General features: G+C 47.6%; 20 protein-coding genes. 18 read left to right on the forward strand and 2 right to left on the reverse strand.

Annotation, left to right across the window (positions count from 1 at the left end; genetic code table 11):
- Positions 1 to 132 precede the first annotated feature (132 nt).
- The 5 genes from metG to KQI_RS0104965 all read left to right on the forward strand — a co-directional run bounded on the left by metG (position 133) and on the right by KQI_RS0104965 (position 6556).
- Positions 133 to 2151 carry a methionine--tRNA ligase gene (gene metG / locus KQI_RS0104945; protein WP_010345621.1) on the forward strand — a complete coding sequence of 673 codons (2019 nt, stop codon included), beginning with the start codon at positions 133 to 135 and terminating at the stop codon, positions 2149 to 2151.
- A gap of 157 nt (positions 2152 to 2308) precedes the next feature.
- Entirely contained in the window at positions 2309 to 3025 is a 717-nt protein-coding gene (locus KQI_RS0104950) for a cytochrome c biogenesis CcdA family protein (protein WP_010345622.1), read from the forward strand.
- A 155-nt stretch (positions 3026 to 3180) separates the two neighbouring features.
- Positions 3181 to 3606 carry a transcriptional regulator MntR gene (gene mntR, locus KQI_RS0104955; RefSeq protein ID WP_007430946.1) on the forward strand — a complete coding sequence of 142 codons (426 nt, stop codon included), beginning with the start codon at positions 3181 to 3183 and terminating at the stop codon, positions 3604 to 3606.
- Positions 3607 to 3743: 137 nt separating this feature from the next.
- Complete coding sequence (locus KQI_RS0104960) at positions 3744 to 5471, forward strand: family 10 glycosylhydrolase (RefSeq protein WP_010345623.1); 1728 nt, start codon at positions 3744 to 3746, stop codon at positions 5469 to 5471.
- A gap of 95 nt (positions 5472 to 5566) precedes the next feature.
- Entirely contained in the window at positions 5567 to 6556 is a 990-nt protein-coding gene (locus KQI_RS0104965) for a patatin-like phospholipase family protein (RefSeq protein ID WP_010345624.1), read from the forward strand.
- 113 nt (positions 6557 to 6669) lie between these two features.
- On the opposite strand, the gene KQI_RS0104970 is transcribed toward KQI_RS0104965, so the two are convergent.
- Entirely contained in the window at positions 6670 to 6990 is a 321-nt protein-coding gene (locus tag KQI_RS0104970; RefSeq protein WP_010345625.1) for a hypothetical protein, read from the reverse strand.
- Between the two features lie 7 nt (positions 6991 to 6997).
- A complete protein-coding gene (locus tag KQI_RS0104975) occupies positions 6998 to 7990 on the reverse strand; it encodes a DUF1385 domain-containing protein (RefSeq protein WP_010345627.1) in 993 nt (330 codons plus the stop codon).
- An 811-nt stretch (positions 7991 to 8801) separates the two neighbouring features.
- Here KQI_RS0104975 and KQI_RS0104980 point away from each other — a divergent pair.
- The 13 genes from KQI_RS0104980 to accB all read left to right on the forward strand — a co-directional run bounded on the left by KQI_RS0104980 (position 8802) and on the right by accB (position 19195).
- Positions 8802 to 9386: a YqhR family membrane protein gene (locus tag KQI_RS0104980; RefSeq protein WP_010345628.1), complete on the forward strand. Its 585-nt coding sequence runs from the start codon at positions 8802 to 8804 to the stop codon at positions 9384 to 9386.
- 81 nt (positions 9387 to 9467) lie between these two features.
- Positions 9468 to 10541 (forward strand): M24 family metallopeptidase, encoded by a 1074-nt coding sequence (locus KQI_RS0104985; protein ID WP_010345629.1) that lies wholly within the window; start codon positions 9468 to 9470, stop codon positions 10539 to 10541.
- 33 nt (positions 10542 to 10574) lie between these two features.
- Positions 10575 to 11132 (forward strand): elongation factor P, encoded by a 558-nt coding sequence (gene efp / locus KQI_RS0104990; RefSeq protein ID WP_010345630.1) that lies wholly within the window; start codon positions 10575 to 10577, stop codon positions 11130 to 11132.
- 200 nt (positions 11133 to 11332) lie between these two features.
- A complete protein-coding gene (locus KQI_RS0104995) occupies positions 11333 to 12586 on the forward strand; it encodes an aspartate kinase (protein WP_010345631.1) in 1254 nt (417 codons plus the stop codon).
- A gap of 335 nt (positions 12587 to 12921) precedes the next feature.
- Positions 12922 to 13917: a stage III sporulation protein AA gene (spoIIIAA, locus tag KQI_RS0105000; RefSeq protein WP_010345632.1), complete on the forward strand. Its 996-nt coding sequence runs from the start codon at positions 12922 to 12924 to the stop codon at positions 13915 to 13917.
- Positions 13910 to 14428 carry a stage III sporulation protein SpoIIIAB gene (gene spoIIIAB / locus KQI_RS0105005; protein ID WP_010345634.1) on the forward strand — a complete coding sequence of 173 codons (519 nt, stop codon included), beginning with the start codon at positions 13910 to 13912 and terminating at the stop codon, positions 14426 to 14428. Before spoIIIAA ends, spoIIIAB begins: the two co-directional genes overlap by 8 nt.
- A 12-nt stretch (positions 14429 to 14440) precedes the next feature.
- On the forward strand, positions 14441 to 14644 hold the full coding sequence (spoIIIAC, locus tag KQI_RS0105010; RefSeq protein WP_010345636.1) for a stage III sporulation protein AC: 204 nt from the start codon (positions 14441 to 14443) through the stop codon (positions 14642 to 14644).
- Positions 14645 to 14652: 8 nt separating this feature from the next.
- Positions 14653 to 15042: a stage III sporulation protein AD gene (spoIIIAD, locus tag KQI_RS0105015; RefSeq protein WP_010345637.1), complete on the forward strand. Its 390-nt coding sequence runs from the start codon at positions 14653 to 14655 to the stop codon at positions 15040 to 15042.
- A 12-nt stretch (positions 15043 to 15054) separates the two neighbouring features.
- Complete coding sequence (gene spoIIIAE, locus KQI_RS0105020; protein WP_010345638.1) at positions 15055 to 16245, forward strand: stage III sporulation protein AE; 1191 nt, start codon at positions 15055 to 15057, stop codon at positions 16243 to 16245.
- Between the two features lie 38 nt (positions 16246 to 16283).
- Positions 16284 to 17054, forward strand: coding sequence for a stage III sporulation protein AF (spoIIIAF, locus tag KQI_RS0105025; protein ID WP_010345639.1), 771 nt, complete (start codon positions 16284 to 16286; stop codon positions 17052 to 17054).
- A 16-nt stretch (positions 17055 to 17070) separates the two neighbouring features.
- Positions 17071 to 17712, forward strand: a complete 642-nt coding sequence (spoIIIAG, locus tag KQI_RS0105030) for a stage III sporulation protein AG (RefSeq protein ID WP_010345640.1) — start codon at positions 17071 to 17073, stop codon at positions 17710 to 17712.
- A 61-nt stretch (positions 17713 to 17773) separates the two neighbouring features.
- Positions 17774 to 18565 carry a SpoIIIAH-like family protein gene (locus tag KQI_RS0105035; protein WP_029390032.1) on the forward strand — a complete coding sequence of 264 codons (792 nt, stop codon included), beginning with the start codon at positions 17774 to 17776 and terminating at the stop codon, positions 18563 to 18565.
- A gap of 138 nt (positions 18566 to 18703) precedes the next feature.
- On the forward strand, positions 18704 to 19195 hold the full coding sequence (accB, locus tag KQI_RS0105040; protein ID WP_010345642.1) for an acetyl-CoA carboxylase biotin carboxyl carrier protein: 492 nt from the start codon (positions 18704 to 18706) through the stop codon (positions 19193 to 19195).
- The last annotated feature ends 25 nt before the right edge of the window (positions 19196 to 19220 follow it).

Below are 19220 nucleotides of genomic sequence, written 5' to 3' on the forward strand. Positions count from 1 at the left end.
GAGGATACAGGGAATTTGGGTGGTAACGCGTGAGGTGACTCTCGTCCCATAGGGGCGGGGGTCTTTTTTGTGCCCAATTTGTGTCGAAATCATGAATTGGAGTAACAGGAAAACAAAACAGGAGGAATACACATGTCCCATGAGAACACATTTTACATTACGACACCGATCTATTATCCCAGTGACAAGCTCCATATAGGTCATGCTTATACGACGGTAGCGGGTGATGCGATGGCTCGGTACAAGCGGCTGCGAGGCTATGAGGTTCGCTATTTGACAGGAACGGATGAGCATGGTCAGAAGATTGAGCAGAAGGCGAGTGCAGCCGGTAAAACGCCGCAACGTTTCGTTGATGATATCGTGGCAGGGATTCAAGATTTGTGGCGGAAGCTCGACATTTCCAATGACGATTTTATCCGTACTACAGAAGAACGTCACAAGACAGTCGTACAGGACATTTTTGACCGTTTGCTGAAGCAAGGCGATATTTACAAGGGAGAATACGAAGGCTGGTACAGTATTCCTGACGAGACTTACTACACCGAAACTCAACTGGTTGACGTGGTGAAGGACGCTGAAGGCAAAGTGGCTGGAGGCAAGAGTCCGGATAGTGGACACCCGGTAGAACTGGTCAAGGAAGAATGCTATTTTTTCCGTATGAGCAAGTATGCTGATCGGTTGCTGCAATTTTATGAGGAGAATCCACAGTTTATCCAGCCGGAATCCCGCAAAAAAGAGATGATTAATAACTTCATCAAGCCGGGGCTGGAGGATCTGGCAGTATCCCGCACAACCTTTGACTGGGGCATTAAAGTGAAGGGTGATCCGAAGCATGTCGTATACGTATGGATTGACGCGCTTTCCAATTATATTACAGCCCTGGGTTATGGTTCCTCCAATACTGAGCTGTATGATAAATTTTGGCCTGCAAATGTGCACATCGTAGGTAAAGAGATTGTGCGCTTCCACACGATATATTGGCCGATCATGCTGATGGCGCTGGATCTTCCGTTGCCCAAAAAGGTATTTGCACATGGCTGGCTGCTTATGAAAGACGGTAAAATGTCGAAGTCCAAAGGCAATGTCGTAGACCCGGTAACGTTGATTGACCGTTATGGTCTGGATCAGCTTCGCTACTACCTGCTGCGCGAGGTGCCTTTCGGGGCGGATGGAACCTTCACACCAGAAAGTTTTGTGGATCGGGTGAATTCGGATCTGGCCAATGATTTGGGCAATTTGTTGAACCGTACTGTAGCGATGGTAGACAAATATTTAGAAGGCAAGGTTCCAGCTTATGAAGCGAATGTAACAGCATTCGACGGAGCTTTGGTAGAGATGGCAACATCGACTTACAGTAAAGTAGAAGAAGCGATGGAAAACATGGAGTTTTCCGTGGCTTTGACAGCGATTAGCCAGTTTATTAGCCGCAGCAACAAGTATATTGACGAGACGCAACCATGGAATTTGGCTAAGGATGAGAACCAACGCCGTGAATTGGCATCCGTCATGGTGCATTTGGTAGAAAGCTTGCGTATCGCTTCCATCCTGCTGCAACCGTTCTTAACGCGTGCTCCTCATAAAATTTGGGAACAACTCGGCATCAGCCAAGGTGAGCTAACTACATGGGATAGCGGCAAGCAGTTTGGACGAATTCCAGAAGGAACGCAGCTGGTCAAAGGCAATCCGATTTTTCCGCGTCTGGACTCGGAGCAGGAGGTTGCTTTCATTGTGGAAGCAATGACGGGAGGCAAGAAGCCGGAGGAAGCTGTGGCTCAGGTTCAGCCACAAAATGCGGCTGAGGCAGGTCAGGAGGCGCCAGAGGCGAAGGAAGAGATTGGCATTGAGGATTTTGCCAAGGTAGAACTGCGCGTCGCTCAGGTTATTGCCTGTGAGCCTGTGAAGAAGGCTGACAAACTGTTGAAGCTTCAACTTGATCTCGGTTATGAGCAGCGCCAGGTTGTATCGGGAATTGCCAAGTTTTACACGCCAGAGGATATCGTTGGACGTAAGGTGATTTGTGTGACCAACCTCAAGCCTGTGAAGCTCCGGGGAGAGCTGTCACAAGGTATGATTTTGGCAGCATCGCATGGAGATCAGCTTACGCTGGCCACCGTACCGGAAGGTATGCCAAATGGTGCGATTGTGAAGTAGAATAAATAGAAAAGATGTATCAGCGTATGTCCGGGCAGCTTCATGTCCGGGCCTGCGCTTTTTGGCTTGTATCATATTTTGCTCCCGCCTCACGTATGTTGTAGTAAGTAGGGCTTGTTTGCCCGTGTTTACTTAAGACAGGTAGGAGGACATGAAAATGACGGATGTTAACGCCGGGTTGGCGATCATAGCCGGACTGGTTTCTTTTTTTTCACCGTGCTGTTTGCCACTGTATCCCTCTTATTTATCGTATATGACGGGGATGTCGGCCCGTGAACTTGCTGAAGGACGGCATAAAGCAGAGGTGCGTTACCGTACGATGGGGCACACGCTTGCTTTTGTACTGGGTTTTTCGGTCGTGTTCTATTCACTTGGTGCAAGCGTCGGGCTGCTCGGAGAATGGTTTGGTAATTATGGGGATACGCTGAGAGTGTTGGCTGGGTTGCTGATTCTGATTATGGGTTTGGTATCTCTTGGTGTGGTACGTCCTTTGATTTTAATGAGGGAGCATAAGCTTCGTTGGACATGGAAGCCTGCCGGTTATGCCGGCTCCTTTGTGATCGGAATTGGGTTTGCGGCAGGCTGGTCCCCCTGTATCGGTCCCATGCTGACAGCTATTATCGCTTTGGCGGCAGTTGAGCATCACACCTGGTTCAAGCTGATTACAGGCTACGCGCTTGGCTTTGCGATTCCATTTTTTGCATTGGCTTTGCTGGCAGGCTCTTTTCGGCTATCCTCTCGTTATACCTCAATCATCATCAAAACAGGCGGCATACTGCTTGTTATCACTGGTATTTTGCTGGTGACCGATCATATGACAGATCTAACCTTGTTTTTACAACGGATTACCCCGGACTGGATGCTGATTATGTGAAATACTCTTAAGATTGAACAAATCATGGCAATAGCTGTGAGCAACGGTGGGAGACTTGCCAATTGACAATGATAACATGTATCATTACATATGTAGGTTTAACGCAGGAAATGAAGGCGGTAGCGCCCGTTCAATTACAGAAAAGAGGGAAATAAGTGCCAACGCCAAGCATGGAAGATTATTTGGAGCGCATTTACCAGCTGATTGATGAGAAAGGCTACGCTCGTGTCTCGGATATCGCAGAGGGTCTGGAGGTTCATCCTTCGTCCGTTACCAAGATGATTCAGAAGCTGGATAAGGACGATTATCTTGTATATGAGAAATATCGAGGACTGATTTTGACGCCCAAAGGGAAAAAGGTTGGAAAACGGTTAGTTGATCGTCACCAGCTACTGGAGCAATTTCTGGATATGATTGGGGTTGACAAGGACCTGATTTATAAAGACGTGGAAGGTATTGAGCACCATTTGAGCTGGGATTCTATCACCCGCATTGAAACATTGGTCGAATATTTCCGACGGGATGAAGATCGCTTGCGCCAGCTTCATGATATACACAAGGAATTGAGTGGGGATTCCTAAAAAGCATTGTCCGTAAGGACAGATGCTTTTTTTATTGGTTCCAACCGCAACAAACATCCAGCTGTTAGCGTCTATCCATTATATAGCAGGACAAGATAGGGGTTAAAATTAACTGGGTAGCGGAGGACTGTAACAAAATGAATTGGAAGAGAATAGGGGCATCGGCTGTGGGCTTACTCTTGGCAGTGCAGACGGCCATTATGCCTGGAGCTCAAGCAGCTCCAAACGGAGATATTGAGATTATATTGGACGGAAAGCCCCTGCAAAGTGATGCGTCACCGTATATTGTACAGGGAGCCAATGTAACGATGGTTCCATTACGGGTGATCAGTGAGGGATTGGGCGCTCAGGTGAATTGGTCGGAAGCATCCGGTACGGTAACGATTACAGCGCAGAACAAAAATATATCGATGGAGAACGGCGGACAAAGCGCAACCGTGAATGGCAAATCTGTTCGATTGGACGCATCTGCCCGCATGACAAGCGGGAGGGTCATGGTGCCGCTGCGTTTTGTCGGAGAAGAGTTGGGTTTAAAAGTAGACTGGCAGGCAACACAGCGGGTCATTACGTTAAGCAGTGGTAAAGAAGGGGCATCTACAGGTGCAAGCACCTCTGCGGGGAATAGCACTATTCCAGATACGTCTGCATCTGTCAATCAGGAAAGCCAAGGTGCCAGCGATGATGGGCAGGCGATGGGTACTTTGCCGTCCACATCTACGAGCGAGAACAGTTCAAATTCTGCAAACGGAAATGTCGTTCAAGTGAAAGCTTCGACTTCCATGCGCGGAGCCTGGATTTCTACGATTAATGGAGATTGGCCTTCTTCGGCGGCCCGAAGTAGTGCCGATAAGCAAAAGCAGGAGTTTACTAAAATGCTCGATGATTTGCAGGGCATGGGCATTAATGCGGTGTTCGTCCAGGTTCGTGCCAGTGGGGATGCGCTTTATCCGTCCAGTCTCGTGCCTTGGAGCAAGTATTTGACGAACACCCAAGGTAAAAACCCAGGCTACGATCCTTTAAAATTTATGATCAGTGAAGCGCATAAGCGAGGAATGGAATTTCATGCCTGGTTTAACCCGTTCCGTGCTAATTCAACAGGAACCACCAACGGATTAGCTGCAAATCATGTAGCTAAACAGCATCCAGACTGGATTGTTAAAAATGGCAGCCAGTTGTACATCAATCCGGGAATTCCAGCCGCACGTCAGCATGTTATTACGGCGATTATGGAAGTGGTGAACGGCTACGATATTGACGGCGTTCATTTGGATGATTATTTCTATCCTTACAGCGGAACTTTTGATGATGATGCGACCTTCAAAGCATATAATACCAACAATATCTCGAACAAGGGCGACTGGCGGAGAGATAATGTAAACAGTTTTGTTCGAGATTTGAGCAAAACCATTCATGCAAGCAAGTCCAAGGTTCAATTCGGGATTAGTCCTTTTGGGGTGTGGCGCAACAAGTCTCAGGACTTAACCGGATCAGACACGAAGGCAGGCGTTACGGCGTATGATACGACGTTTGCAGATGTACGGACCTGGATCAACAAGGGCTGGATTGATTATGTAGCTCCACAAATTTACTGGAGTATCGGTTTCCCGGCAGCCGGTTATGACAAGCTTGTCGCATGGTGGTCCAATGAGGTCAAAAATTCAGATGTTAAGCTGTATATCGGTCATTCTCCGTATAAAATCGGCACCCCAGAAAAGGGCTGGCAAACGGCTCAAGAGCTCATTAAGCAGCTTGAACTGAACGAAAATTATAAGCAGGTCAAAGGGGATATTTACTTTAGTGCACAGCATTTGCGCAAAAATCCTTACGGACTCATTCAACTTCTTCAAAATTATTATCAAATGTGATAAAATTTGGATCAAATAGGTTCTATTTAGGCCTCCGTTCTCATACATAAGCAGTAGAACTGCTTACTCCCAAGAGAACGGAGGTTTTTTGATCTATGCTGATCAATGCTGTGTTCCAGGGTGGAGGGGTTAAGGGTATATCGCTGGCGGGTGCAGTTAAGGCTGCGGAGGAGCATGGAACTGTATTCAATCGTGTAGCCGGTACATCATCGGGAGCTATTGTCGCTGCTTTATTGGCTGCGGGATACTCGGCAGATGAAATGAAAGCCGTGATTGAGAAAACCCCCTTGGTCAAGTTGTTGCGGCGTTCTCCGGTGTTTAACATCAAGTGGATTGGACCGGCTGCTCGTATCTTCCTGAAAAAAGGACTCTATTCAGGGGAAGCACTAGAGCACTGGGTACGTGAGCTGTTGCGAGCCAAGGGAGTCCGTACGTTCGCGGATTTACCCCCTGGCAAGCTGCGCATTATCGCATCAGACATCACGAATGGCCGCATTTTGGTACTGCCTGAAGATATTAAACGTTTTGGTATCAACCCTTCTTCGCTGGAGGTCGCCAAGGCCATTCGAATGAGCACAAGTATCCCTTATTTTTTTGATCCGGTGATGTTAAGACTTGATTCTGCACTTGCCAAAGGGAAAACTTTTTCCCAACAATTTGTTTTTGTTGTTGATGGAGCTTTGCTAAGCAATCTGCCTTTGTGGCTATTTGATGAGCCTGTGAACGAACGTGAAGCCAAAACGATTCCAACGGTAGGATTTCAGATGGTGGGCAGAACGGGGACGGAAACCAAGGTTTCTTATATCCGGGGGCCATTGACGATGCTGCAGGCTATTTTTGATACGATGCTATCGGCGCACGATGAACGATATATCGAGCAGGAGAACCGATACCGGACTATTAAAATCCCAACATTGGGTATCCGCACCGCGCAATTCAACATTTCTCCAGAGCAGAGTGATTTGTTGTATGCTTCCGGTGTGCAGGCAGGGGAAGCCTTTTTCCACAAATGGAGCATTACATCCTATCAACAGCAGTACAGCAAGTATCAATTGATGAAAAATACAATGTACGCCATGAAGTAATCACTACCAACAGCTAAATTAGATTAGAAGGGTAAAAAAGGAGCCGCTCCCCGGACATATTTCATTACACGGGGATGGCTCCTTTTACTGCATCAAACGTGGTCATTGCCTGACTAATGATACTTAGGCTGCTCTTCTTCATTTTTACCCTTAGAACCTTCAATGACATGAAAAGGATACGCCTTGCGCTTGCTTGAAGTCTGCTGCTTGCGTAAGTTGGCTGTTTTGGCCATCGTACGCGCAGAGGGCTTGATTTTGGGAGAACGGCTTCGTCGTCCCGGCAAGTATTTGTATAGCAGAAAAATAACTGTAAAAACAAGGACAGGAATCAGTAAACTCACGAGAAAGCCCAAGCTACCTTTCCATACCATATCCACAATCCCATATGCACCCAAAGCAAGGGTAAGCCAGAAAATAACCGCATGTCTGTTCATCATCTACTCATCCTTTCACAGGATCAAGAACCGGGTTGTTGAAGGTTTCCTTTGCAGGTGCATTTTCCAACTCAGCGTCCAATTCAAGCATACGCTTAAAAGAAGCAATGGATACCTCTACTTGATCATCGGTCGGTTCTTTGGTGGTCAGCAGTTGCAGCCACAGGCCGGGGTAGCCCAAATAACGAAGTACCGGGATCTCCCGCAGGGCATTGGTTAGTTTGAGAAATTCAAAAGACAGGCCCAACACAATCGGAAGCAGTAAAAGCCGTTGTCCCATACGTTCCCACAGACTATCATACGTAAACAGGGAATAGACGAGTACGCCGATAATCACAGTGAGCATAATAAAGCTGCTGCCACAGCGGTAATGCAGTCGGCTATATTTTTGCACGTTGGCTGGCGTTAATTCTTCTCCTGCTTCAAATGCAGTAATTACTTTATGCTCCGCACCATGGTATTGAAACAGTCGTTTAATTAGCGGAGTTTGGGAAATTCCCCATAAATAAGCCAGCAACAGAATCAGCTTGATTGCTCCTTCGGCGAGGTTATGCAAAATCTGATTGTGAAATAGATTGCCAAACAGAAAGCTTTCTACGACAACCGGAACGAGGGTTAATACAATTTTGCCGAACAAAAAGGAGATAATCCCGACCGCCGCCACGCCGATGATCATACTCAGGCTCCAGCGGGATTCTTCTTTTTTCTTTTGCTCCGCACGTTCTTCTGGGTCGAGCTCATCATCTGCATAGGCATCAGCTGAATAATTCAAATGCTTGGTACCCTTGGCGCTGGAATCAATGATACTTACAATCCCCCGCAGCACCGGTATTTTACGAAATTTGGATGCCCAGGATTGCTCCTTGCGCGGTACTTCCAAATATGTGATTTCGCCGGTTTTGCGGCGAACTGCCGTGACATTGACACGCTTGCCGCCGAACATGACACCTTCAATGACTGCCTGACCACCGTAACTTACAGGCTTCGATGCTTGTGACAACCGACTCACCTCTCTTTATACGTGATACATGCTTTTTGTATATTGTATCGAATTTGGGAGGGAATATCTAGTTGGGGCAAATTTGAGAAGCAGCATTTAGACCGCTCCAAGCTCGGATCATCCTTCCGATCGCTGTTATTCCCGTATTTTTTTGGATTGAATAATAGATGTAGAGGTTAAAATCCGTGAATAAAGGCGAACGCTAACGCTTCTTCAGGACGATTCCGAGCTTTCCGCTACTACCCGCCTCTCAATTTGTTTGGGGTGGAGGAGTAAAATCGTGTTTTAAACCTCTATTTAGGAGTATGTTGCGGGGCTATAGCCCCATTTTAGCTTTTTCCGAATTTAAAGCATTTCGGTTGTGGAATATTTACGAAGCGGTGTCCCTGTATTAAATTTCTTTATCGGATTTGTGAAAAAGCCTGATATTACTAACTTTAAGCGCAAGTATGTATAAAAAACTAATTTTAGACTCTGAGCTTTTGAATGTTGAATAATGGACGTAAATACGTTTATTTACTAAGTCCGTCAATGAAAAAGTTGGCACAACCACATAAAGCAGCGGAGAGAACGGAATCGTTCTGAAGAAGCGACAGCGTTCGCCTTTGCCTCCGGATTTCTACCCTTGAGGGTATAAATCAGAAATCTGGAGGCAACAGCGATCGGAAGAATGATCCGTTCGCGTAGCGGTCACATAAGCATGCAACTCACTAACGTCAGTGTTAAACTCACCCCTTCGGAGCATACTACCTAGCAAAATAGATATACAAACGCATCACAACGTGCAGCATCATGAAAGGGGAGCAACGACATGAGTGAAACCTATTCCGTACCGAAGGGGAGACGTAATCAGGAGCGGTCCCGTGAATCTCAGGAACAACGCAGCCATAACCATAATAGCAGTAGGGGCAGACAGCAGTCAGGCAAAATACATACGCCGCTTATTCCCTTTGCGCTGGAGCTTGGTTTTTTTGCAGGTTTGTTCTGGGGATTGCTGCGTTGGCTATTTTTTACGCTGCACTTTACGATAGTAGCACCCGGCTTTCTGGCAGAGCCATTTTTCAAGCATTCGTTCATGAAAACAACGGCAGGGCATCTGGTAGGCTTGCTGTTTTTTATCGCACTATCCGTTATAGCTTCATTGGTGTACACATTGATGCTCCGCCGATTTAAAGGACCTATGCCCGGCATCGTTTACGGTCTGGTCTGGTGGGTTATTTTATTTGTATTAACCGGTCCCAAGCTCGGGATGATGAATCCGCCTCATCAGTTAACATGGAATTCCATATATACGGAAATTTGCTTGTTTTTATTGTGGGGCTTGTTTATTGGCTACACGATTGCTGTGGAGTATACGGATGAAAGAAAGCGCGAGCCTGAGGAAGCTGGGGATTGAACGTAACAAAAACTTCTCAAGCGCCTATCCCCTGTGTTAAAATAGCATTTGGTTATTTGACAGAGGGGAGCGGAATGAAAGATGAAGAATGATCGGGTGTTAAAGCTGCGGCAGGCGCTTGGCGAGCAAAATCTGCGTGCCATGCTGATTACTAGCCCTGTCAACCGCCGATATTTGACAGGCTTCACAGGTTCGGCGGGTTATGTGCTGATCACGGAATCCCATAGCTACCTGCTGACCGACTTTCGTTATATGACGCAGGCGACCGAACAAGCTAAAGGTTTTACGGTGGTGCAGCACGCTGCTCAGGTCATGGAAACAGTGAAAGAGTTGCTGTCCTCCCATCAGATCAGTGAAACAGGCTTCGAGCAAGACGATGTATCTGTTGCTACGCATAAAGCTTACAGCGAAGCTTTGTCGCCTCTTACGCTGGTTCCGGTGTCAGGCATTGTGGAGAAGCTGCGGGTGTACAAGGATGCTAAAGAGCTGGAAGTGATGCAGCGGGCAGCAGATTTGGCAGACGCCACATTTGCACACATTTTACCTTACATCAAACCGGGTGTCAGCGAGCGTGAGCTGGATCTGGAAATGGAATTTTTCATGCGCAAGCAAGGAGCTACCTCTTCTTCATTTGACACGATTGTGGCATCCGGGGTTCGTTCGGCATTGCCTCATGGGGTAGCCAGCGCCAAGTTGGTACAAGCGGGCGAACTGATTACGTTTGACTTTGGCGCATTGCTGGATGGCTACTGCTCCGATCTGACTCGTACAGTAGCTACGCAAGGGGACTTATCGCCTCAGCTGCGTGAAATCTACGATATTGTGCTCAAGGCGCAGCTTCACGCTCTGGAACATATTAAACCTGGCATGACTGGCCGAGAAGCGGATGCGCTGACTCGCGATATCATTGCAAGTCATGGCTATGGAGATCATTTCGGGCACAGTACAGGTCATGGTCTGGGCATGGAAGTGCATGAATCCACACGTCTGTCGAAGGTGAGTGATGATATTCTGGAGCCGGGTATGGTTGTAACGGTCGAGCCGGGTATTTATGTACCTGGATTGGGCGGCGTGCGGATTGAGGATGATATCGTTATTACAGATAGCGGCATCAAAGTATTAACACATTCAAGCAAGGAATTTACGGTCGTTTAATAACGATAACTGTCCTGTAGGAGGGGTATTTTAGTGATTAACGTTAATGATTTTAAAACAGGTTTGACCGTCGAGGTAGACGGAGATATTTTTACGGTGCTGGACTTCCAACACGTAAAACCGGGTAAAGGTGCAGCGTTCGTACGCTCCAAGCTGAAAAACTTGCGCAACGGCAACACCGTTGAACGTACATTCCGTGCGGGTGAAACGATTGGTCGTGCACAAATCGAAAATCGTGGTGTATCTTACCTCTATGCAAGTGCAGATGATCATACATTCATGGACAACGAAACTTACGATCAGTTCACATTGTCCAGCGATCAGCTGAAATGGGAGCTTAACTTCCTGAAAGAAAATATGAATGTAAATATTGTCAGCTATAACGGAGAAATTCTGGGGATTAACCTGCCTACGAGCGTAGAGCTTAAAGTAGTCGAAACCGAACCGGGTATTAAAGGCAATACGGCTACAGGTGCGACCAAAAATGCCAAATTGGAAACAGGTCTGAATGTTCAGGTTCCTTTGTTCATTAACCAAGATGACGTATTGTTAATTGATACTCGTGACGGTAAATACATGTCTCGCGCATAATTTTTTTCCAGTTTTTAAAAGTCCTCTGTCCTTGTTAAGGGCAGAGGATATTTTTATAAGGATTTATGATTAAAAAACATTGGCTCCGTATAGCACTTTCGTATTATACTGTACTAAAGTTTATGCCGCAGGATGTCACGTTCAAGTCGGTTGTGCCATCTCAAGGTTACATACTGTTGAGTCTGAGGGAGTGAATATCGTTGTCTTTGTATGTCATGAAATTCGGAGGCAGTTCCGTCGGTGATACGGAACGCATGAAACGCGTGGCAAAACGCGTTGTTGAGAAACAGAGTGAAGGGCATCAATGTGTAGTGGTCGTTTCCGCAATGGGAGACACGACAGACGAACTGATTGACCAGGCCAAATTGCTGAATGAGCAGTTGCCTGCACGTGAGTTGGATATGCTGATGACGACAGGCGAGCAAATTTCGATCGCATTATTGTCAATGGCTATTCAGCAGTTGGGTCATGAGGCGGTATCGTTTACGGGATGGCAAGCTGGTTTCCGTACTGAATCTGATTTTGGTCGCGCACGGATTACGGACATTCAGCCTCAGCGTGTGCTGGATGCACTGAGCAGCAACAAGATTGTCGTTGTAGCCGGTTTCCAGGGGATGTCTGCCGAGGGAGACATTACGACGCTGGGACGTGGAGGTTCCGATACGACGGCGGTTGCACTGGCGGCAGCGATTCAAGCTGACGCATGCGAAATTTACACAGATGTAGACGGCATTTATTCTACAGACCCACGGATCGTGAAGGTTGCTCGCAAGCTGAAAGAAATTTCGTATGATGAAATGCTGGAATTAGCCAATCTGGGGGCGGCTGTATTGCATCCCCGTGCCGTAGAATATGCCAAACATAATCGGGTACCGTTGATTGTACGGTCCAGTTTTAACCATAATGAAGGAACGGTCGTAAAGGAGGATGCAGTAATGGAGCAGGGCGTTGTAGTCAGTGGGATTGCATATGATAAAAATGTAGCAAGAATCAGCATTTTGGGCGTCGCCGATATCCCTGGTGTACTCGCAAAAGTATTCGGAACACTGGCGGCAGCCAAAATTGATGTAGATATTATTGTACAGAGCGGGGTTGAAGCGGGTAAAGCAGACTTCTCCTTTACGGTAGCTCTAACGGACCGTGAAGCAGCACTGAAGACGCTGGAAGGTATTCGCGGCGAGCTTCCATATCGTGAAGTGACATCTGAGGAAAACCTGGTTAAGGTATCCATTGTGGGCGCAGGCATGGTTAGCCACCCGGGGGTTGCGGCGCAAATGTTCTCAGTGTTGGCAGAGCAAGGCGTTAGCATTAAAATGGTCAGCACATCTGAAATTAAAGTATCGTGTGTCATTGAGGCTGGTAAGCTTCATGAGGTTATTCAGGCGCTGCACACAGCGTACAACCTGGATACCGAGGAGCAAGTATTTGTGGGTGGACCGAAGGACCGTCGTTAATAAAGCTGCTTATAGTTTTATAATCATAGAATGTTGTGGTAGGTTAAGAGGTTGTCCAACAGTATGAGTCTGACTGTGGGGCAGCCTCTTTTTGCTGTAAATCTATCTTTTCTATTCAAGGGTATCCCTTTGCCGACAAGGCTTTGAGGTGCTCTTTTTTGATTTAAGGAAATAAAGCAAAGGAGCTTGAACAAGTGAAGAAAAGGCCTGTTAAGTGCTGATAGAAGCGGTGAAATTCTCGACTAGGTTTTCGATATATTTTCGGCATAAAAAGCGAGAGTCAGCCATAGACTTGTCTTAAAGAAAAAGGACAACTGTGAGGGGGCGGCATCGGTATGGAATGGCTGGAGTTATTTCCCGAACCGTTGCACGGTATACTCGGAAAGCTTCCAGAAACGGTATTTAAGCAACTGGAAGAAATTCGGGTCCGGGAGGGAAGGCCGCTGGAAATTAACACGAATGGTGAACATCATTTTGTAACGTCCGCGGGTCGACTGACTTTGAACCATATGGAAGCCTATAAGCCTAACCGGGAGGATGCCCACCGTTTGCTGGATTTTATCAGCAATCATTCCCTGTATACCATGGAGGAGGAGCTGCGCAAAGGTTTTATTACGATTCCCGGCGGTCATCGGATTGGGCTGGCGGGAAGAACCGTGCTTAGCAGGGGACGAGTGGAGCATTTGAGGGATATAAGCAGCTTTAATGTAAGAATTGCCCGGGCAATTCCCGGTGTAGCTGATCGGATATTGCCTTATGTAGCGGATCAAAAGTCCGGAAAAGTCCGGCATACGCTCATCTTATCCCCTCCTCAGCATGGCAAAACGACACTGCTTAGGGACTTGGCTCGGCAGCTAAGCTACGGAGGGGTGGGAAGTAACGGGGGGCGACGAAGTGGACTTAAGGTAGGCATTATAGACGAACGTTCTGAAATTGCCGGCAGTCACAAGGGTATCCCCGGATTTGATGTCGGACCTCGCACCGATGTATTGGACGGATGTCCAAAAGCAGAAGGCATGATGATGATGATTCGCTCGATGTCACCGGATGTGCTCATTGTCGATGAAATCGGGCGACCAGAGGATGCCGAGGCGGTGCGTGAAGCACTACATGCGGGCATCGCAGTCATTGCCTCTGCACATGGCCGTGATGTAGCCGAAATGGCGACCCGTTCTGCTCTTGCCGGACTAACAGCAGGGCAGGAGCTATTTCAGCTCTATGTCATGCTGGAGAGGACGAGCCGGGGCGTCTCCTTCCGGCTGGCAGATGCCAAGCAGCGCAGGCTGACATTGTCTGGAGATGGGCAGAACGGAGGCATATCCTATGCTTAAGCTGCTGGGAGCCGCGTTGGTTATACTAGCCGCTACGCTGGCAGGCTGGCAGCGGGCAAGGCAGTTTGCGATGCGGCCGCGGCAGATCAGGGAACTAATTCTTGCGCTGCAAAGACTGACCACCGAGGTCTCCTACGGAGTGTCCCCGCTGCCGGATGCTTTCGCCAAGACAGGAGAGCCGCTGCGGGAGCCGCTGCGAACCTTGTTCACACAAGCCTCACGCTGGATGCACCCCTCTTTTGGCCTGACCGCCAGAGAAAGCTTGCATAAAGCAATTGAAGATTCGTGGAGCCGTTCCTCTATGCAGCAGGCCGAGAAGGAGGCGATGCGGCAGCTTGCTTACAGCCTCGGAACCAGCGACCGTGAAGACCAGATCAAGCACATTGCGCTAACTATCCAGCAGTTATCCCATGAAGAAGCGCAGGCGCAGGCAGATCAGGTGAGATACGAGCGCATGAGCAGAAGCCTGGGACTGCTGATCGGAGCATTGATCGTCATTTTGATCTATTAGCGGGGTGCTCGAATGAATTTAGAAGTGAACGCGATCTTCCAGATAGCTGGAATCGGCATTATCATCGCCATGATTCATACCGTACTTAAGCAAATGGGCAAGGAGGACATGGCCCATTGGGTTACGGTTATCGGTTTTGTTGTGGTGCTGTTCATGGTGGTACGAATGCTGGATAACCTTCTGCAAGAGATCAAATCAATCTTTCTTTTTCAGTAGGTGGATACATGGAAATCATTCAGGTGGTGGGATTTGCACTCATTGCCACAGTCCTCATTTTGGTCATTAAGGAACAGAAGCCGATGTTTGCCTTTTTAATTGCAACCGCTGCGGGAGTCGTTATTTTCCTGCTGCTGATTGGCAAGATCGGATCTGTAGTTGCCGTGCTGGAGCGACTGGCCAGATCTTCAGGTATGGACATGATTTATTTTAAAACGGTACTGAAAATTATCGGAATTGCTTATATCGCCGAATTTGGAGCGCAGATCGTTCGGGATGCGGGGCAGGACGGCATTGCCTCCAAAATTGAGCTTACGGGAAAGGTGCTTATTATGGTGCTTGCCATCCCAATTATCAGCATTATTATTGACACAATTCTGAAGCTGATGCCCGCCTGAGGGGGTGATGCCATGAAAAGGATGGGGGGCATGCCGAATCTCAAAGTAATTACAGTTTTGCTGCTATGTCTCTGGTGCGCCTCGGCTGCGGTTCTCTTTGCAGATACGCCTTCCAACGAATGGATCAAACAGCAGGCGGAGCAAATGCCAAAAGATGAAGTTGAACACTATTGGGATGGGCTAATGCAGCAATACGGCGGATTTTTCCCTGATCAGAAAATGCCTTCTTTCATGGACATGCTTCTTCCCGGTGGTGAAGGATTTAGCATTAAGAGTGTATTGAGCGCTATCGTTGATTTTTTTATTCATGAAATCCGGGTAAATGCCAAGCTGCTCGTCACCATTGTCATGCTCAGCATTATGAGTATGGTGCTGGAAACGCTGCAAAGCGCTTTTGAAAGCAAGCAGGTCAGTAAAGTCGCCTACGCCATCGTGTACATGGTCATTATCATCCTGGCGATTAACAGTTTTAGTGTAGCCATTGGTTATGCCAAAGAAGCTATTGACAGCATGATTCACTTCATGATGGCAATGCTGCCCTTGCTGTTTACCATGTTGGCCTCCATGGGTAACGTCGTCACGGTTTCGGTTACCCACCCGCTGATCGTTTTTATGATTAACACGGTCGGGGCAGTCATTCATACGCTGGTTTTCCCGCTGCTCTTCTTCTCGGCCGTGCTGTATCTGGTCAACTCACTTACAGGTAAATACAAGCTGACCCAGTTAGCCGATCTGCTGCGAAATGCTGGAGTAGGGGTGCTGGGGGTGCTGCTGACGGTTTTCCTCGGAGTCATTTCGGTACAGGGCTTGACGTCGTCGGTTACGGACGGATTAACGATTCGTACAGCCAAATATATTACGGGCAGTTTTGTTCCAGTAGTTGGCAAAGCGTTGTCGGATGCGACAGATACAGTCATTTCGGCTTCGTTGCTTGTTAAAAATGCCATTGGTCTGGTGGGAGTCATTATTATTTTATTCCTGTGCGCTTTCCCTGCTCTCAAAATTCTGACACTGGCTCTCATTTATAAAGTAACTGCTGCAATCATGCAGCCTTTGGGAGAAACGCCCATAGTGGAATGTCTGGATGCGATCGGCAAAAGCATGATTTATGTTTTCGCAGCGCTGGCGGCAGTGGGCTTAATGTCCTTTCTTGCGATTACTGTCATGCTCGCAGCAGGCAATATGACGGTCATGATGAGGTGAATCAATGCACGCAATCCAACGGGAGGGAGGGGAGTGACGTGACCTGGCTGGGAGGATGGCTTAAGGAACTGGTGCTGATTGTGCTGCTGGCTTCTTTTGTCGATATGATCTTACCGAGCCGATCCATGGAAAGGTATGTCAAGCTCGTACTCAGCCTGCTTATTTTACTGACGCTGCTCTCTCCGGTCGTACGTCTGCTGAGCACCAGTCCCTCGGAGATTTTGGGGCGAGCATTTGATCTTCAACGTCGGGCAGAAATGGGTCAGAGGGAACCGACATTGGAGGAGATTTTAGCAAAAGGCAACAAGCTGAAGCAACAGCAGGAGCAGAGCTCCATGCAATGGGCCGGCCAAGAAGTAGCCAAAGAAATGAAAGCCCAGTTGGAGCAGTATACCGGATTACCCATTCAGTCGGTTCAAGTTACATTGGCACAAATGGAGCAGAAGGAATCGGGATTAAAGGCTGGAACAGGCATTCAGTCCGTTGTAGTCAAATTAGCAGAGCAGCAGCCAGAAAATGAAAAGAAAAGCACGAACACCCCGCCTGGCGCGGATTCCAAGCCAATTATGGTAGAGCCTGTTGCTGAAAAAACAGTCCATATTCACGTAGAGCCAACACCTTCGAATACTTCCGATCAAGCTGAGGGAACGCAAGCGAATACCCGAAACCCTGCCAAAAGTGCCAAAGATGCAACAGCAACGAGTACACAAGCTTTTGGTTTAATTACGGGGGTGCTGCGTGAAAAATGGGGGATCGACAGCAAAAATGTTCAAGTACTTCTTGCACAGAACGGAACACACGAATGGTAACAGGAGGTGAGCAGAAATGGGCAAATGGATGAAAAAACTGGAGAAATGGATGGGGGGAGGGGAGGAGGGAAGCAAAAGGTTCAATTCGTTTCGCTGGCTGCTTATTCTAGGTCTGATCGGTGTAGCCATCATGCTTTTTAATTCATTCGTCAATGTGAAAAAGGTGGACCCGGAAAACGTAGGGCGTGAACCGCCTGGCGTGATGAAAAATGAGCCTTCACTAGAGACAACAGCGGGGGAAAAGAGCTCTTTTGCCGGGATCGAGAAGGTCTTTGAGGACAATATGAAGCAGATGCTGGAGCAGATTGTAGGTGTGGGAACGGTTGATGTCATGGTTACCGTAGATTCCACCGAAGAGGTCATCGTCCAGCGCAATGTGAAGGATATGCAGGAAGAAAATAACGAAACGGACGCTAATGGCGGCCAACGGCATACCACTCAATATACACGCGATGGAGAGATCGTCACTTATGAATCGTCAGGAGGTCAGCACACCCCGATAGTTACCAAAAAAGTAAAGCCACAGGTGAGGGGAGTGCTCGTTGTGGCCATGGGGGCAGAAAACCCTACGGTGAAAAAGCTCATTATTGATGCTGTACAGAAGGGGCTTAATGTACCTTCCTACAAAATCTCAGTTGTACCGCGCAAGCAGGGATAATATGGGGTTCACACGCAAAAAAGCTAAGATATTAACCATTAATGAATATGGAGGACGGAACATGAATAATAAAAGACAAACCGTTTGGCTGGTGTCCATGCTGAGTTTAATGGTCGTGCTGTCTGCGTATTATTTGTTTACGGAGGACTCAAGCCCGGCAAACCCGCCAGTGGCAGACAGTGAGCAAGTGAGCAAGGATAAGCAGGGAACCGCACAGGAAGCAACTTCGAAGGCAGTAGAGCAATTGAACGAGCTGAAAGTGAATGAAGTGGTGACGAATGGGGAAGTGACGAATGGAAAAGTCGATGGCGACGCAGCAGCTTCTTCCACGAAGTCGGTCACAGGAACAGAAACCTCAAAAGGCGATAAGGACACGGCAGCTAACCCTGCTGCTGGGTCGGCTGCATCTGATCAAAATACGACTGCAGCTAAGACAGACACAACCGCCAAAACCGATCAGCAAGTACTTGATCAAGTGACCACAGAGCAAGAGGCCAAACCTACAGCAGCAGCGGTGATTGATAACTATTTGCTGGAACGGGATGTGGAAAATCAAAAGAAAAATGACGAGCTAACAACTGCGATGAACGACAGTACACCTAAGAAAGCTGCAGAGGCGCAAAAGGAATTGCATGTGCTGGAAGATAAACAGGCCAAAATTACTGGAATTGAAGAAGAGCTTCAGCAGCAGTTTGCCAATGCTGTCGTGCGTGAGGAAGATGCTGATAAATACAAAGTAGTTGTTCTGAGTGAGAAATTGGATGCCAAACAAGCGGTAACCATTGTCGATAAAGTCATGAAAGAACTGAATGTCACGCAGGACAAAATCAGCGTGCAGTATGTTACACAATAAGACAAAGATCGCGAAAAAGCCCGGATTTCTGCATAATCCCGGGCTCTTTCTATTTTTAATGATTGTGATATAATACATAAAGCTGTTTCAACAATGTTATCAGCAACCGGCAAAATGCTGAAGGAGTGATTAATAGAGATGTTTAAATTAAGCGAGATTAAGGAATTGATCAAGCTGGTGGATGAAACGTCTGTACATGAGCTTGAAATTGAAAATGAAGGAACTCGCCTTATGATCCGCAAACCGGGCAAAAGCGAGATCGTTACAGTACAGGCTCCTGTGGCAGTACCTGCTTATACAGCGGCACCACAAGCTGCTATTCCGAATCCACAAGTACAGTCCGATGCTGGACAAGCAAATGCTGGGGAAACCAAGGAATATGCAAGCAATCTACATAAAATCGTATCTCCGATGGTAGGCACTTTCTATAGTTCTTCATCGCCGGATGCGGCTCCGTATGTGAGTATCGGCAGCAAAGTGGGCGATAAAACAACGGTATGTATCATTGAAGCGATGAAGCTGATGAACGAGCTGGAAGCCGAAGTGAAGGGCGAAATTGTGGAAATTTTGGCCGAAAACGGACAGCTGGTCGAGTATGGCCAGCCATTGTTCCTTGTGAAACCGGAGTAAGAAGCTTGCTTGAGCCCTCTTTCGA

The organism is Paenibacillus peoriae KCTC 3763 (assembly GCF_000236805.1).
GTDB lineage: Bacteria > Bacillota > Bacilli > Paenibacillales > Paenibacillaceae > Paenibacillus > Paenibacillus peoriae.

Bases quoted from the DNA above. Each gene is read 5' to 3' on its own strand.
- metG (WP_010345621.1), top strand. From the start codon at position 133: ATGTCCCATGAGAACACATTTTACATTACGACACCGATCTATTATCCC.
- KQI_RS0104950 (WP_010345622.1), top strand. From the start codon at position 2,309: ATGACGGATGTTAACGCCGGGTTGGCGATCATAGCCGGACTGGTTTCT.
- KQI_RS0104960 (WP_010345623.1), top strand. From the start codon at position 3,744: ATGAATTGGAAGAGAATAGGGGCATCGGCTGTGGGCTTACTCTTGGCA.
- KQI_RS0104965 (WP_010345624.1), top strand. From the start codon at position 5,567: ATGCTGATCAATGCTGTGTTCCAGGGTGGAGGGGTTAAGGGTATATCG.
- KQI_RS0104970 (WP_010345625.1), bottom strand. From the start codon at position 6,990: ATGAACAGACATGCGGTTATTTTCTGGCTTACCCTTGCTTTGGGTGCA.
- KQI_RS0104980 (WP_010345628.1), top strand. From the start codon at position 8,802: ATGAGTGAAACCTATTCCGTACCGAAGGGGAGACGTAATCAGGAGCGG.
- KQI_RS0104985 (WP_010345629.1), top strand. From the start codon at position 9,468: ATGAAGAATGATCGGGTGTTAAAGCTGCGGCAGGCGCTTGGCGAGCAA.
- spoIIIAA (WP_010345632.1), top strand. From the start codon at position 12,922: ATGGAATGGCTGGAGTTATTTCCCGAACCGTTGCACGGTATACTCGGA.
- spoIIIAB (WP_010345634.1), top strand. From the start codon at position 13,910: ATGCTTAAGCTGCTGGGAGCCGCGTTGGTTATACTAGCCGCTACGCTG.
- spoIIIAC (WP_010345636.1), top strand. From the start codon at position 14,441: ATGAATTTAGAAGTGAACGCGATCTTCCAGATAGCTGGAATCGGCATT.
- spoIIIAD (WP_010345637.1), top strand. From the start codon at position 14,653: ATGGAAATCATTCAGGTGGTGGGATTTGCACTCATTGCCACAGTCCTC.
- spoIIIAE (WP_010345638.1), top strand. From the start codon at position 15,055: ATGAAAAGGATGGGGGGCATGCCGAATCTCAAAGTAATTACAGTTTTG.
- spoIIIAG (WP_010345640.1), top strand. From the start codon at position 17,071: ATGGGCAAATGGATGAAAAAACTGGAGAAATGGATGGGGGGAGGGGAG.
- KQI_RS0105035 (WP_029390032.1), top strand. From the start codon at position 17,774: ATGAATAATAAAAGACAAACCGTTTGGCTGGTGTCCATGCTGAGTTTA.
- accB (WP_010345642.1), top strand. From the start codon at position 18,704: ATGTTTAAATTAAGCGAGATTAAGGAATTGATCAAGCTGGTGGATGAA.